This window comes from Campylobacter sp. CNRCH_2014_2452 (assembly GCF_025772865.1).
In the GTDB taxonomy this organism is placed as follows: Bacteria; Campylobacterota; Campylobacteria; order Campylobacterales; family Campylobacteraceae; genus Campylobacter_D; species Campylobacter_D lari_D.
On sequence record NZ_JAKMSX010000001.1, the window covers coordinates 14,334 to 28,570 of the forward strand.

Consider the following 14,237-nt stretch of genomic DNA (forward strand, 5'->3'; position numbering starts at 1 on the left):
TAAGCACATTCTTTTAAGATCAAATTTTACTCTTTCAACTCTAGCAACCTTAAAATTCTCCAGCCTATATCCTTGCTTATACATTCAATTTGTCTTTGAGAAAAAGGATTAAGGGTTATTTTTCCGTTGTATTCTAAGTAAAATTTATGTCCATTTTTACTAAGCTCGTAAATTCCATTGCCCAAATCATTTACATTTTCAAACTGCAAATCAAGCACAAATTCTCCATTTGTATTAATAAAACCCCATTGATTATCTATACAAACTTGTGCTAAACCTTCTTTAAAATCAAACGCCTCATCAAAATGCTCTTTTATAACAATATTTGCATTTTTATCCACATAAATAAAACCATCACTTGTTAAAACTAATGCCAAACCACAGCTAAAACAAGACATATACTCATACTCATGCTCACAAAGTATCTCATCATTTTGATTGATCAAAAAATATCTATTGTCTTTTTTTACACTTGCTATGCCTTCGCTAAAATTACTTACATCATCGTATTTTGCTTCTATGATGGTTTTTCCTTTTTTATTAATATAGCCGTATTTACCATCTTTTTTTACTACAGCCAAACCTTCGCTAAAGCTAATTACATCATCGTATTTTGCTTCTATGATGGTTTTTCCTTTTGTATTGATAAAACCCCATTTTCCTCTCACACAAAAGGCTGCTAAATTCTCACTAAAAAACCTAAGCTCATCATACATCACATCGATGATGATTTTGGCGTTTTTATCTATAAAGCCGTATTTGTTAGCTATTTTTACGCAAGCTAATCCACCAACAAATTCTCCAACTTCATCAAATTTAGCTTCACAAATTAACATCCCATTTTGATCCATGAAACCAAATTTAGAATTTTCTAAAAACAAAACAAGCTCATCATCAATAATCTTCATAAAATTAAAACTATTCTTACTAAGCTCATTTTTGTTTTTATCTACCAAAGTATATTTAGTCCCTACCCTGACTTTGATCATATCTTTGGCTATAAATTTCACATCCTTATACATAGGATCAAAAATACAATTTAAATTTACATCAAACAAACCATACAAAAACCCATCAAACACTAACAAATACTCATCATTTATCAAGCTAATATCATCAAATTTAGCCTCTAAAACAAGCTTTGCAAATTCATTTAAAACTCCGCATTTAAACTTGCCATTGATCTTTTGCTTGCATAAAAATAATTTTTCATTTAGTCTTTTTATACTTAAAAACTCAAAATCACTTAAAAAATTTCCATTCTGATCAATCAATGCAAACACATCGCCTTTTTTAATCTTAAAAAGCTTATCACTAAGTCTTATAATGCCATCATATTCAGTCTTTAAAATGATATTTGCTTGAGTATCTATGATGATATTTTCATTTCCTTGTCGCAAAAGCGCATAATCATTTACAAAACTACAAACATCATCATATATAAGATCCACCACCACTTTAGCTTTAGTATCTATAAAACCCCATTTGTCATTTATCATAACACCTGCTAAATTTTGACTAAAATTTAAAACCTCATCATATAAAAAATCACAAATTAATTCTCCACTGCTATTTATAAAGCTATACTTACCAGCTTTTTTTACCGCTGCAAAGCCATTTTGAAAATCTCTTACATGATCAAATTCATCATCGATAACAATCCTAACATCTTTCATCATTTTCCTTTATAAAATGAAATTATATTAGAATTTTATAGACTAATATTGTCTATATTTTATGCTAGAATATCATTTTAAAAATATGGAGGAAAAAATGAAAAAGAAAAAAAATACCAAGTCAGGTTCCATTTAGTTTTGAAGATTCTCCCTTTGAAAGCAAAGAAGAGTATCTAAAATTTATCAAAAACATGCCTAAAATAGCTACTTTAGATAAGGCTTTGATAAAAAAATCAAGAGAGAAAAATTTAGCAAATAAAGCCATTTCTTACATACAAAGAAAAACTAATCTAAGCTACAACAATGCTAAAATTTTAAAAGATATCTTATCAAAAGAGTATTTTCGTAAGATAAGAAGCAAAAATAAAGTCCTTGCTAAATTTATGAAAAGATAAAGCCTTAGGCTTTATCTTAATTGCTTTTAAGCGATTTTTTTAAGATTCCTAACATTTGTTCTTTGTGTGTTTGTGCATTATCAAAAGTCCATTTTGACTGATCTTTTTTGCTTAAAGCATAAATTAACCAAAGTTTTAAAGATATAACACTATCTTTATTTATATATTTTTGCAAATCTAAATATTTATCTTGTGTATCTTGGTTATTTAAAGATGAATTGAAACTAGAGCTAATAAGAGCTAAATTTCCAAAATTATCTATATTTACATTATTCCATCCATTCTCATTTACTTTGCTTTGTGCTTGCACATGTTCTATGGAATTTAAGCTTCTAAAATAGAAATTGCTAGCAATTTTGCTAAAATTTTCCCAATCTATTTCTTTTAATTTTTCATTATATTCTGTTTTTGAATACTTCCACAAATAATACTCCAAATGATAAAACCAATAATGCGGAGTCGCTGTTCCTTGATCTAAGTTTGGAATATCTTCTTCAGTGAAAAATGTATCTTTTACACTCATTTGTTCATTTTCAATTTCTAGTTCTCTAAGAACATTATTGGAAATTACAAGCAGATCATTTTTATCATCTTTTGTACTTGCTTGCTCTTTAGCTAAAGCTGTATCTAAATTTTCAAGGAAAGATATTAGATTTTTCTGATCAACATTTTTATCGCTTGTGATAAAATCATCAAAATTAATATTACCATCTTTTATTTGTATTTTATTGATTATATTTTCATCATCGCTTAACTTATCAAATGAAAAGTTAAATTTGATCTCTTTATATAATTTATCTAAAAATTTCAAAAACGGAGTAAGCCAGTGATGATGATTATTAGACATACCACTTCTTGCTACGCGTAGATAATTTTGCACCATAGCAAGATCAGGCATAACATTAGAATCTTTGCTGATTGTGTATGTGTTGTTTTTATTTTTAGTTAATCTTCTAATCTTATAAGAATTTTCCACATCATCTATACCCTTAACAACAAAATAATCAAATAAAATTCTATATTTTAAAAGATTTTTTATAAACTCTTCGGAATTAATATTTTGAGTATCTACAAACTCCAAAAGCTTATTTTTGTCTATAATAATATCTTGTTTATTGCAAATTTTATAAACATGCAATAAAAAAGTAGAAAAATCTACTATGGATTTAAATTTACCTTGGTTTTCCTTGTCTTGATTTGGTTTATCAAATGATTCTTTTATAATAGTATCTATAGTATCTATAGTATCTTTATTGCTTTCATCTAATTCAGAAATCTTTCTATCGCTAGCTTTTTGAAAGATATAATTATCCATTTGTGAGCAAATATCCCATATATGAGTATAAAAAGCTCTTTTGTTTTCGATATTTGAAAGCAATCTTACTTTTAAAATTTCATGTTTTTCTAGTTGTTTGCCACGGTTATTCATACGGATAAAAAAGCGATTTAAGTCAGTATTTTCGGCTAATTCTACAAAAACAAATTTTACATTGTTATAAATAAAATCAGAAAATTCTTTGATATTTTCTTTGATATTTTCTTTAAACCAATTTGCTATAGTTTCTAAAGCTTGTGGTATGTTTTGACATATATCCTGTGGAAATTTTTTAATTTCTTGTAAGAATAAATTATTATCATTTTTTTTATCACTGCAAAATTTAGCAAATTCCTTTAAAACTTTTTCTTCTTTTTCTCTTATAGGCATAGAAATTCTAAGTTTATCGCCTTGCATAATAAAATCTTTCCATTTTGGCTGATCGCTTGGATTTTTATAAGAAAGAAAAAATCCTATCAAAAACAAAGTTGTTAAGCGTTGTTGGCCATCTATGAGCAAGTATTTATCATCTTTTTGGCTTACCACTACATTACCGATAAAGTATTTATTCTTATTTTCATTAGTTTTTATATCATTAAGTAAAGTTTGTATTTGCTCTTTATTCCACTCATATAGTCTTTGATAAGGTGGAATTTCAAAAAAGATACTTTGTTCTTTATTATCAATACTCTCAATACTTATAACACTTGCTTGATTTTGATTATTTGTTGAATTATTTGCCATTTTCATTCTCCATAACTATATGCTTTTGTATGTGTTGATTTTCATAAAATTTTTTTTGAACTATATCCAAATACCATTTTTTCCCACCATTATATCCTTGATCTGATTTTCTTTCTTCTTCATTTTTTATAGCTATAAAATCAAGTAAATTTTGCTCTAATTCCTCTTCAAAAGATACAAAATACACTTTTTCTAAAAATTCCAAAGCATAATCTCTTTGAGTAGCCCTATAAATACTTGGTCTATAAACTCTTAAGCTAAAAGCAGCTCTTGCAAGCAAGGCTAAGAAATAATCACTATTACCATTTGGAAATTTAGAAAAATAAATCATCACAGCAATGGCATAAATGTATTTGTTATAAATAAATCCTGTGTAATATATTTCATCTAGCTCTTGATATAAAGCATTATTTGATAATTTATCAAAAAACTCATTGTATTTAAACAAATACTCAAAAAAATCTACCCCATTAGCAAAACTACTTAAAATTCCTAAATCTTCCTTGCTATAAAGGAATTTATCGCTAAAAAATTCTTTACAAAACTCTTCGTATGCTTTAATATCATTAGCATTAATGCTTTTGTGCTTTAACCATGCTCTAGCAGGTGCTAAAAGCTCATCAAATAAAATAGTGATTTTCCTTTCATCTTTTGCAAGATTTTCAAATTTCATTGCATAATAACCTAACATACTATCTTGATTTTTCTCTAAAGAATGCAAATGAAAAGCCTTTATAAGATCGTATGATTTTAAGCCTTTTCCTTTTGAATTTGCACTATCAAAAAACAAAAACGCATCATCTACGCTTGGAGCTAAAACGCAGATAAATTCTATATTATTTAAAAGAAATTTTAAAAACTTGTCTTTTTTATCATAACTTTCAAAATAAGCTTTTATATACTCGTAATTTTCTTTGATATGGTATTTTGACTCATTATGAGAGTAATTAACTTCGCCTAAAAAATTACCTATTTTACATGTGCATTTTTCTTGATTGTTTTCGCATAAAACTCTTAAAATCAAAGCCAAGGTGGTAAGGCGTTGTTGGCCATCTACTATATTAAACTTTTTTTCTGTATTTTCTGTATGCAATATCAAACTTCCTAAAAGATATTTTTGTTTTTCAACATCTTGTTTATTTTGATTTTTATCTATTTGTTCGCTTATATCTTTTAAAAGAATTTTAACTTGCTCTATACCCCAAGCATAAGGGCGTTGATAATCAGGTATGTTTAAAGAAAAAGCTTTATCAAAAATATTACTACCATTAATTATATCTCCACACACCAACTCTTTCAAACTCACAACGCAAGATTTTACTTCGTTTTCTTTTTCAATCATTTATAGCCTTTCTAAATTTTAAGCTTATTATATCAAGCTATCTATCATTTCCAAAGCTTCCAAAGCTTTCATCTTAAGCCCTATGCCATTTCTAAAAAACTTTGGAAAATCACACTCATTTGGATTGATCCTTAAAAGTGTTCTAGCTTTGCTTTTTTTACAAAAATTCTCGCCAAATATACGCATACTAGGTACAACCTTACCAGCTCCAAGCTCTATAAGCAAGATGTTTTCATCCTCTAAGGGTTTAAGCCAGTTTTTATAACTTTGCTTTTGTAAAAAATAACGGCTATCATTAAAACTACCATCATTAAACATCAAGATATTTGGCCTTGCTAAACCTTGACATCTAGGGCATTTTGGCAAAGATAAGGCTTTGAAATTTTCCATATCTATATCTAATTCCTCTTGCATTTGCCAGATCAAATCACCGCATGCATAATTAAAACATTGCAAGTAATTTATATTTCCATGAAATTCATAAATTTTATTCTCATCAAAACCAGCCTTTTTAAAATGCCCATCTACATTAGTCGTAACGATATAATAATCTTGTTTGCTTTTTGCAAGTTTTAAAAGTATTTCATAACCTTTGTGTGGCATAGTATCTTTGTATAATTTAAATCTATGTCCATAAAAAGCCCAAGCAAGCTGTGCGTTTGTATAAAAATTTGTAGGATTAGCCATGCGTTCAAAGTCTATGCCTAGTTTTTGCAAATGCGGATAAGCTCTCCAAAAACCTTCTTTTCCTCTAAAATCAGGCAAACCACTATCTACTCCCATGCCAGCTCCAGCTGTGATGATGATTACCTCTGCTTTGTCTAAAGCTTCTTTTATATGAGTTTTTATTTGCATTTTTTACCTTTAAAAATTTTCATAATCAAATTTCCTAGCCTCATGTAGCTCTTTAGCTACCTCAAGGCTCATTTCCCAAAAAACTGCATTCATGGATTTTGGCATGCAATTTTCATCTTCGTATTTTTTGTTTATAGCTTTATAAACCTCATCATTTTCCTCACAATCAACAGCAAGACTACCTAAATAAGGATGCAACAAATACCCCACCGGAGCTGTATCAAATACCATAGTTAGTTTTGTTTTTGGAAAATTTTCTTTCATAAAAGCTAAAAACTCATCTCTAGCTTTATAATCTGTCTTGTCTTTATCAAACAAATCGCTATATTTTGTTTTATTGACATGAAAATCATTATTTGGAGTGTTAAAGCACATCCAAAAAGATTTTTTACCTTTTTGGATGGTATAATCTTGAATAGTCTCAACCGCTAAAGCCATTTTTTATCCTTTTTATATTGTATTGATATAATTATACTATATAAAATGGACTTTTGATGTCTATATTTTAACCTTTACATTTTTGAGCTATCACATCCATAGCTTCTTGTGAGAGAACAAAATTTGTATGATAAAGCAAGCAGCTACCCATATCAAGTACTTTTAACACAAGCTTTTTGTTATTAGCATCTTTTGGATTATGTCTTGTATTAGCTAGATCATAAATTTCATACACCATATCTTTACTAAGCTTATTAATGTCAAGTTCTATGATATTTTCTTCAAATTTCATAGGATCTTGTGTAAAATCTTCTTTGTTTTCTTTTTTTACAAAGCTTTTTTTCTTACTAAAAGATTTTAGCTCATTTTCTTTTGCTTCTTCTAGTGTATAAATTTCATTTAAACTAAAGCTTAAGTCATTGTCATTGTTTTTATATCTTAGCAAAAAGGCAAAGGCTTCATCTTTGCTTTCTTTAAAAAGTGTTTCAACTTTTTCTACTTGAGCTTCAAAAATAATCATATCAAAAGAAGAATAAAAGTCTAAAACTACAGCCTTAGCATATCTTTTACCACTTTTACTCATCATTGATTTAAAATCTTCAATCTTTCCTACAACCAAAAGCTCACCCTCGCCTTTGAGTGTTTCAAAATCCATACTTTTAAAATATTCTATGCCTTCTATTTGACTTGCAAATTTATCTAAAGGATGACCTGATACATAAATTCCTAAGATTTCTTTTTCATAGCCTAGTTTTTCCATTAACTCAAATTCTACTTTACTATCATGAAGCCCTACTTTGATATCTGCGGCTATTTCTTCTTCTCCAAAAAGAGAAGCAGTAGAATTTCTTTTAACTTCAGCTATTTTTCTACTTGTTTCTGAAATAAGCTCAAGATTATCTACTAAACATTTTCTAGTATAACCAAACTCATCAAAAGCACCTGATTTAGCTAAATTTTCTATAGTTTTTTTATTAATCTTAGTAGGATCAATAGAGCTTATAAAATCATCAAAATCACTAAAGCCCTCTTCCTTGCGAATAGTCATGATATTTTCTATCGCAGGAATTCCCACACTCTTAATCGCTCCAAGCCCATAAATAATAGCTTCAGAACCATCTTCAAGCTTAGTTGCACTAAATTCTCTTTGAGCTTTATTGATATTTGGCGGCAAAAGCTTGATATTCATTCTTTTCATCTCTTCAATGTATTTTGCGACCTTATCCACATTGCTTTCTTCACTTGTTAAAAGCGCAGCCATAAATTCACTTGGATAATAAGTTTTTAAATACGCTGTTTGAAAGGTTATAAGCGCATAGGCAGCCGAGTGAGATTTATTAAAACCATATTCAGCAAATTTCAAAATAAGCTCAAACAAATCATCAGCCTTTTTCTCATCATAGCCTTGTTTTTTAGCTCCTTCTAAATACTCTGCTTTAAGATTGTCCAAAATTTCTCTTTTTTTCTTACCCATAGCACGACGCACATTATCAGCTCCACCCAAAGAAAAACCACCAATTTTTTGCACTATTTGCATAACCTGCTCTTGATAAACTATAACCCCATAAGTATTTTCAAGTATAGGCTTTAAATCATCAAATGCATAAGTAGCAGCCTTTCTACCATGTTTAATATCGATAAAATCATCCACCATCCCACTATCAAGTGGTCCTGGTCTATATAAAGCCAAAACCGCGATTAAATCTTCAAATCTTTCAGGCTTTAACCTAGCATTCAAACTTTGCATACCGCCTGATTCTATTTGAAAAATACCCAAGGTATTACCACTTTGTATGGTTTTATAAACCTTAGGATCATTCATATCAATCTTTTCCCAAATTACATCTTTACCATAGCGCTTTTTTACTAGCTTAATCGCATTATCAATTACTGTAAGAGTTTTTAAACCCAAAAAGTCAAATTTGATTAAATCTACATCTTCAAGATATTCTTTAGAATACTGGGTTACCAAATGACGCTCATCATTTTTGCTTTGTCTAAAAAGCGGAGCTTTATTCCACAAAGCTTCATTAGATATCACAACTCCGGCCGCGTGCATACCTGCATTTCTATTTAAACCCTCTAGTGCCTTAGCAAAATCCCAAACTTGACGCCCCTTTGGATGAGAATTTACAAATTCAGCTATTTTTGGTTCTTGCTCATAGGCTTTTTCTAAAGTAATTTTTAGCTCTTCAGGAACTAATTTTGCCAAAGCATCTGCATCAGGTATGCTCATATCACAAACCCTAGCTACATCACGGATTACCCCCTTTGCTAAAAGCTTACCAAAGGTAATGACTTGTGCAACCTTTTCAGCTCCATATTTATCGATCACATAATCAATCACTTCCCCTCTTCTATCTTGACAAAAATCCACATCAATATCGGGCATTGATACACGCTCAGGATTTAAAAATCTCTCAAAAAGAAGATTATAAGGTATAGGATCTAAATCTGTAATTTTCAAACAATACGAAACTAAACTCCCCGCTGCACTCCCACGCCCTGGGCCAACTGGTATATCTTTTTCCTTAGCTGCGGCGATAAAATCATGAACGATTAACATATAACCTGAAAATTTCATATTTTTAATAATACTAATTTCTAAATCAAGCCTATCTTTATACTCTTGGTGCTTACTCTCATCGATAAATTGAAGTCTTTCTTCTAAGCCTTTTTTACAAAGATACTCAAAAACTATATCATCATTATCAAAGCTAAATTCTTGATCTTCTTGTGCTAGATTTAAACTATATTTTTTTGCATATTCACGGGTAAATTTAAAATTTGGTGGGGTAGGATCGCCTAGTTTTAATTCTAAATTGCATTTATTAGCTATTTCTTGAGTATTTTCAATGGCTTCAGGAATATCAGCAAAAAGCTCGCTCATTTGCTCTGGCGTTTTTACATAAAACTCATGCACCTCATGTCTTAAACGCCCTGGATCATCAAGCTTAACCCCCATAGCAATACACATAAATACTTCATGAGCAGCCGCTCTTTCTTTAAAAGTGTAATGCGTATCATTAGTTGCAATAATTTTTATATCAAGCTCTTTAGCAAGTTTGATGATAGAATCATCAATAAATTTTTGATCATCAATACCATGACGCATAATTTCAAGGTAAAAATCATCTCCAAAAACATTTTTATACCATAAAGCTGCTTCTTTTGCACCCTCATAACCCTTTGCGCCAAATTTTATATTTCTTTCATTCTTGGTATTTAAATGCCAATTAATCTCACCTTGCAAACACGCAGAAGAGCAAATCAAACCATCACTATGAGCCTCTAAAAGCTTTTTATTAATCCTTGGGTAATAATACAAGCCATGTATATAACTTTGCGAGCTTAAATACATCAAATTTTTATAACCAATTTCATTTTTAGCAAATAAACAAAGATGGAAACGCTGTCTTGAGCTTTTATCACTTAAATCATCGTGATTATGTAAATATGCTTCAAGCCCTATAATAGGCTTAATTCCTTCAGCTCTCATTGTTTTATAAAAATCAATAGCACCAAACATATTTCCATGATCAGTCATAGCAACACTTGTTGCACCTTGTGCTTTTAGCGTTTTAGCTAGCTCTTTGAGTTTATTTGCTCCATCAAGTAAAGAATATTCTGTATGTAAATGCAAATGTGTAAATTGGCTCATATTTTTCCTTGTATTTTTTTATTATTATAAAAAAAAACCTTAAATTTAAAACTTACAAGCATAAAAAATGTATAATAGCTTACTTTCAAAAAAGGAGTAAAAAATGGAAGTAAAAATTTATTATTGTAATCTTTGAAATTACAAACCACAAGCTGCAAGGGTTGCAGAAGAAATACAAAATGAATTCAAAGATGCGCAAATTTCTACCATAGAAAAAGGTGGCGGTCATTTTATAGTAGAAGTAGATGGTAAAATCATTTACTCTAAAAAAGACTTGTTTAATTGTGAAGTAGATAGATTTCCTCATGAGGGTGAAATTACCAAGCTTATGAAACAAATGTAAGCTAAACCCTCATCAGCGAGGGTTTATTTTGTTAAAGGAACAAGCATACCTTCATAAAGTTTTTGATAAATTTCTTCTGAACATAAATGTTTAGCAAGCTCTAAACCAAATAAAATAGCCGTAGCAGGCCCAGCTGCTGTGATGACATTTTCATTTACTACAACTGCTTTATTTACTCTTATACCTTCAATACCCGCTTCACAACCAGGATAGCAAGAAAACCCCCCGTTAATCACCCCTGCTTTTGCCAATACCATAGGTGAAGCACAAATAGCAGCTACGATTTTTTTCTTAGCATGTAAATCTTGTATGATTTTTATGATAAGAGAATTGTTTTTTAAATTCATCATACCTTCAAATCCACCTGCCAAAGCAATTGCATCTAAATTTTCTTGATCAACACTAGCCAAACTCACATCAGCCCTTATGCTAATTCCATTAGCTCCTTGCACTAAAAGCTCATCATCTAGCGAAGCAATAATAACTTCTAAATTTCCACTAGCCTCCCCTGCTCTTTTTAAAACATCAGCTATACCTATAAATTCAGCCTCTTCAAAACCTTTTGCTAAAGGCACTAAAACTTTTTTCATTTTTCCTCCTTTTAGTCGATAAATCTTTTATTTAATTCATGAAAATATTCTATGCGTCTATCGCGTAGAAATGGCCACCATCTACGAACATTTTCACATCTTTGCATATCAATTTCAACGATTTTACAAAGCTCTTGTTTATCATCAGCCCTAAAAAGCTCTTCACCTTGAGCCCCAAAAACAAAAGAATTCCCCCAAAATCTTATACCTTCTTCCACACCGCTTTCATCTTTTTCAAAACCCACTCTATTAATAGCTACTACAGGTAAGCCATTAGCTATAGCATGACCTCTTTGCACGCCTATCCAAGCTTCAAGCTGTCTTTGTTTTTCTTCTTTTTCATCCTTATCAAACCAACCTATAGCAGTAGGATAAATCAAAATTTGAGCTCCCTTTAAAGCCATTAACCTAGCAGCTTCAGGATACCATTGATCCCAGCATATTAAAACCCCAAGCTTTCCAACACTTGTTTGTATAGGCTCAAAACCCAAATCACCTGGAGTAAAATAAAATTTTTCATAAAAACAAGGATCATCAGGAATATGCATTTTGCGGTATTTGCCTGCTATGGAGCCATCTTTTTCAAATACCACACTAGTATTATGATAAAGCCCTGCACTTCTTTTTTCAAATAAAGAAGTTACCAAAACAACTTTATTTTCCCTAGCTACATTAGACCAAAATTTAACATCCTCTTCATAGTCATTTGCCAAATCAAAAAAGTTTGTATTTTCACTTTGACAAAAATACTGCGTTTGATGAAGCTCTTGCAAACACACAAGCTCAGCCTTTTCTTTTGCTGCTTGTTTAATAAGTTCGCATGTTTTTTCTATAGTTTTTTCTTTATTTTGTTTAAATTCTTGCTGAATGAGCGCTAATTTCATTTTTACTCCTTTCTTCTTCTGAATCATCATAAGGATCTAAATGTATATGGATATTCCAAAAATCATCTTTAAAATGTTCTCTTATGCTATCTTCAATCTCATCACCAATCTCATGAGCTTTTAAAAGTGATATTGTAGGTTCAAAAACTAAATGCACACTAACATAAAGCATATCAGGACTTTTTCTAGTTTTTAAATGATGAAAACTTTTGACTTCTTTATTTGCACTTATGATTTGTTTAATCACTTCAACTTGTTCTTTATCAATAGCTACATCTAATAAAATTTTAGAACTTTCCTTAATGATTTTAAAAGCTGAAAAAATCGTATATAAACTTATAGCTATGCCAAATAATCCATCAATAAAATGATAATTTGTAAAAGCTATAATCACAAGTGCTAAAAGCGTTAAAGCATTAGTCAAAAAGTCTATTTTATAGTGTAAGCTATCAGCTTTTATAATCAAGCTTTTTGTTTTTTTAGCAACATAATTTAAAAAAACCACCAAACACAAAGTCACAGCCATAGCAAAAGCCATGACAAAAATTCCAAGATCAAGTTTTTCTACACTTTCTTGATTGTGAATTTTCAAAACACTCTCATAAAAAATATAAACCCCAATCCCACTAATAACAAGACCTTCAAAAAGCCCCATTAAAGCTTCAATTTTACTAAGGCCAAAATTATATTCCTTGCTAGAGCCTTGAGAGCTTTTTTTCAAAGCTAAAAAATTTAAACCCGAAATCACACAATCAAGCAAAGAATCAATCGCACTAGAAAGTACTGCAACAGAACCTGAAGCTAATCCTACTGCAAATTTTATAATAGCTAAAAAAATAGCACATACACTTGCAATGATAGTTGCGCTTTTTTGTAAATTCATCTTTGACCTTCATAGCGGTTTTGACAAGAGCAATGCAAAGAACCATTTTGTCTTAAAAACACCCTTGCATCAACCCCTACTACTTTTCTATCTTTGCATGCTTTTTGTAAATTTTCTAATACCAAAGCATCATTTTCATCATTATAAGTTGGCACTATCAAACCACCATTAACAAAAACAAAATTTGCATAAGTAGCACCAAGTCTTTTACCTTCAAAATATAAAGGCTTAGGTAAAGGAAGCTCTAATAAATTAAATCCTGTTTTTTTAAGTTCCTCTTCCATAGCCTTTAAAGGTTTATAATGCTCATCATTTTCATCTTTACACACACAATAAGCAATGGTTTTTTCATTTATAAATCTTGCTAGAGTATCTATATGATGATCAGTATCATCGCCTTTTATATAACCATGATTTAACCATATAATTTGTTTTAAGCCAAAAATTTCTTTTAACTTAGCTTCAATTTGCTCTTTATTAAAATGTGAATTTCTATTTTCATTTAACAAACAAGCACTCGTTGTAAGCATTACTCCTTGTCCGTTAAAATCAATACTCCCACCTTCTAAAATAAGATCAATTTTTTCTAATTTTCCAGATAATTTTTGTGCGAAAAGTTTTGAATTTACCGCATTATCTAAAGTGCTTTGAAATTTATCACCCCAAGCATTAAAAGTAAAATCAAGCCCTATAATTTTATCATCTTCACACACATCAATTGCACCAAAATCTCTAATCCAAGTATCATTAGTATCACACTTAAAAAAATCTACATTTTTTATATGTTTAAATCTTTGAAAATCTTTTTCACTTGGAGCAATAAGTAAAACTTTTTGAAAATTTGCCACAGCTTTAATAAATTCCTCATAGCTTTGCATAATTTCCTCTAAATAAGGACTCCAATCGCTATTTTTATGGGGTAATGAAAGTAAAAGTAGTTCCTGTTTTTCCCATTCTGCTATGCTTTTTCTCATTGATAATTTCCTTTGATAAAATGTATAAAAAGGTAACATTAATTACATATTCTAAAAAATATTAATAATATCATTTTTATCTTTAAAAACGGCATAGTAGTATTTAAAGATACTTTTACATTAAAAACATTTAATAT

General features: G+C 29.9%; 12 protein-coding genes. 2 read left to right on the forward strand and 10 right to left on the reverse strand.

Annotated elements, in window-relative coordinates:
• Window positions 1-26: 26 nt before the first annotated feature.
• A complete protein-coding gene (locus L8X38_RS00070; protein WP_263660913.1) occupies window positions 27-1,676 on the reverse strand; it encodes a WG repeat-containing protein in 1,650 nt (549 codons plus the stop codon).
• Between the two features lie 191 nt (window positions 1,677-1,867).
• Between L8X38_RS00070 and L8X38_RS00075 the strand changes: the two genes are divergently transcribed.
• Window positions 1,868-2,071 (forward strand): hypothetical protein, encoded by a 204-nt coding sequence (locus L8X38_RS00075; protein ID WP_263660914.1) that lies wholly within the window; start codon window positions 1,868-1,870, stop codon window positions 2,069-2,071.
• A gap of 16 nt (window positions 2,072-2,087) precedes the next feature.
• On the opposite strand, the gene L8X38_RS00080 is transcribed toward L8X38_RS00075, so the two are convergent.
• The 5 genes from L8X38_RS00080 to dnaE form a co-directional block, all read right to left on the reverse strand.
• Window positions 2,088-4,130 carry a DUF262 domain-containing protein gene (locus L8X38_RS00080; protein ID WP_263660915.1) on the reverse strand — a complete coding sequence of 681 codons (2,043 nt, stop codon included), beginning with the start codon at window positions 4,128-4,130 and terminating at the stop codon, window positions 2,088-2,090.
• A complete protein-coding gene (locus L8X38_RS00085; RefSeq protein WP_263660916.1) occupies window positions 4,120-5,472 on the reverse strand; it encodes a DUF262 domain-containing protein in 1,353 nt (450 codons plus the stop codon). The genes L8X38_RS00080 and L8X38_RS00085 overlap by 11 nt, the downstream gene beginning before the upstream one ends.
• A gap of 27 nt (window positions 5,473-5,499) precedes the next feature.
• Window positions 5,500-6,327, reverse strand: coding sequence for an SIR2 family NAD-dependent protein deacylase (locus L8X38_RS00090; protein WP_263660918.1), 828 nt, complete (start codon window positions 6,325-6,327; stop codon window positions 5,500-5,502).
• A gap of 9 nt (window positions 6,328-6,336) precedes the next feature.
• A complete protein-coding gene (locus L8X38_RS00095; RefSeq protein ID WP_263660919.1) occupies window positions 6,337-6,765 on the reverse strand; it encodes a hypothetical protein in 429 nt (142 codons plus the stop codon).
• A 67-nt stretch (window positions 6,766-6,832) separates the two neighbouring features.
• A complete protein-coding gene (gene dnaE, locus L8X38_RS00100) occupies window positions 6,833-10,426 on the reverse strand; it encodes a DNA polymerase III subunit alpha (protein ID WP_263660920.1) in 3,594 nt (1,197 codons plus the stop codon).
• 103 nt (window positions 10,427-10,529) lie between these two features.
• On the opposite strand from dnaE, the gene L8X38_RS00105 reads away from it, so the two are divergent.
• On the forward strand, window positions 10,530-10,769 hold the full coding sequence (locus L8X38_RS00105) for a SelT/SelW/SelH family (seleno)protein (protein ID WP_257396702.1): 240 nt from the start codon (window positions 10,530-10,532) through the stop codon (window positions 10,767-10,769).
• Window positions 10,770-10,792: 23 nt separating this feature from the next.
• On the opposite strand, the gene L8X38_RS00110 is transcribed toward L8X38_RS00105, so the two are convergent.
• From L8X38_RS00110 to L8X38_RS00125, 4 genes are read right to left on the reverse strand one after another with little or no spacing between them, the layout of a single operon-like run.
• Window positions 10,793-11,359, reverse strand: a complete 567-nt coding sequence (locus L8X38_RS00110; protein ID WP_263660921.1) for a DJ-1 family glyoxalase III — start codon at window positions 11,357-11,359, stop codon at window positions 10,793-10,795.
• A gap of 11 nt (window positions 11,360-11,370) precedes the next feature.
• On the reverse strand, window positions 11,371-12,243 hold the full coding sequence (locus L8X38_RS00115) for an N-carbamoylputrescine amidohydrolase (protein WP_087699946.1): 873 nt from the start codon (window positions 12,241-12,243) through the stop codon (window positions 11,371-11,373).
• On the reverse strand, window positions 12,212-13,126 hold the full coding sequence (locus L8X38_RS00120) for a cation diffusion facilitator family transporter (RefSeq protein ID WP_012661604.1): 915 nt from the start codon (window positions 13,124-13,126) through the stop codon (window positions 12,212-12,214). Before L8X38_RS00120 ends, L8X38_RS00115 begins: the two co-directional genes overlap by 32 nt.
• Complete coding sequence (locus L8X38_RS00125) at window positions 13,123-14,100, reverse strand: agmatine deiminase family protein (protein WP_263660922.1); 978 nt, start codon at window positions 14,098-14,100, stop codon at window positions 13,123-13,125. The genes L8X38_RS00120 and L8X38_RS00125 overlap by 4 nt, the downstream gene beginning before the upstream one ends.
• Window positions 14,101-14,237 lie beyond the last annotated feature (137 nt).

Coding starts and splice junctions, on each gene's coding strand:
- L8X38_RS00070 (WP_263660913.1), bottom strand. CDS start 1,676: ATGAAAGATGTTAGGATTGTTATCGATGATGAATTTGATCATGTAAGA.
- L8X38_RS00110 (WP_263660921.1), bottom strand. CDS start 11,359: ATGAAAAAAGTTTTAGTGCCTTTAGCAAAAGGTTTTGAAGAGGCTGAA.
- L8X38_RS00075 (WP_263660914.1), top strand. CDS start 1,868: ATGCCTAAAATAGCTACTTTAGATAAGGCTTTGATAAAAAAATCAAGA.
- L8X38_RS00080 (WP_263660915.1), bottom strand. CDS start 4,130: ATGGCAAATAATTCAACAAATAATCAAAATCAAGCAAGTGTTATAAGT.
- L8X38_RS00095 (WP_263660919.1), bottom strand. CDS start 6,765: ATGGCTTTAGCGGTTGAGACTATTCAAGATTATACCATCCAAAAAGGT.
- L8X38_RS00125 (WP_263660922.1), bottom strand. CDS start 14,100: ATGAGAAAAAGCATAGCAGAATGGGAAAAACAGGAACTACTTTTACTT.
- L8X38_RS00090 (WP_263660918.1), bottom strand. CDS start 6,327: ATGCAAATAAAAACTCATATAAAAGAAGCTTTAGACAAAGCAGAGGTA.
- L8X38_RS00115 (WP_087699946.1), bottom strand. CDS start 12,243: ATGAAATTAGCGCTCATTCAGCAAGAATTTAAACAAAATAAAGAAAAA.
- dnaE (WP_263660920.1), bottom strand. CDS start 10,426: ATGAGCCAATTTACACATTTGCATTTACATACAGAATATTCTTTACTT.
- L8X38_RS00120 (WP_012661604.1), bottom strand. CDS start 13,126: ATGAATTTACAAAAAAGCGCAACTATCATTGCAAGTGTATGTGCTATT.
- L8X38_RS00085 (WP_263660916.1), bottom strand. CDS start 5,472: ATGATTGAAAAAGAAAACGAAGTAAAATCTTGCGTTGTGAGTTTGAAA.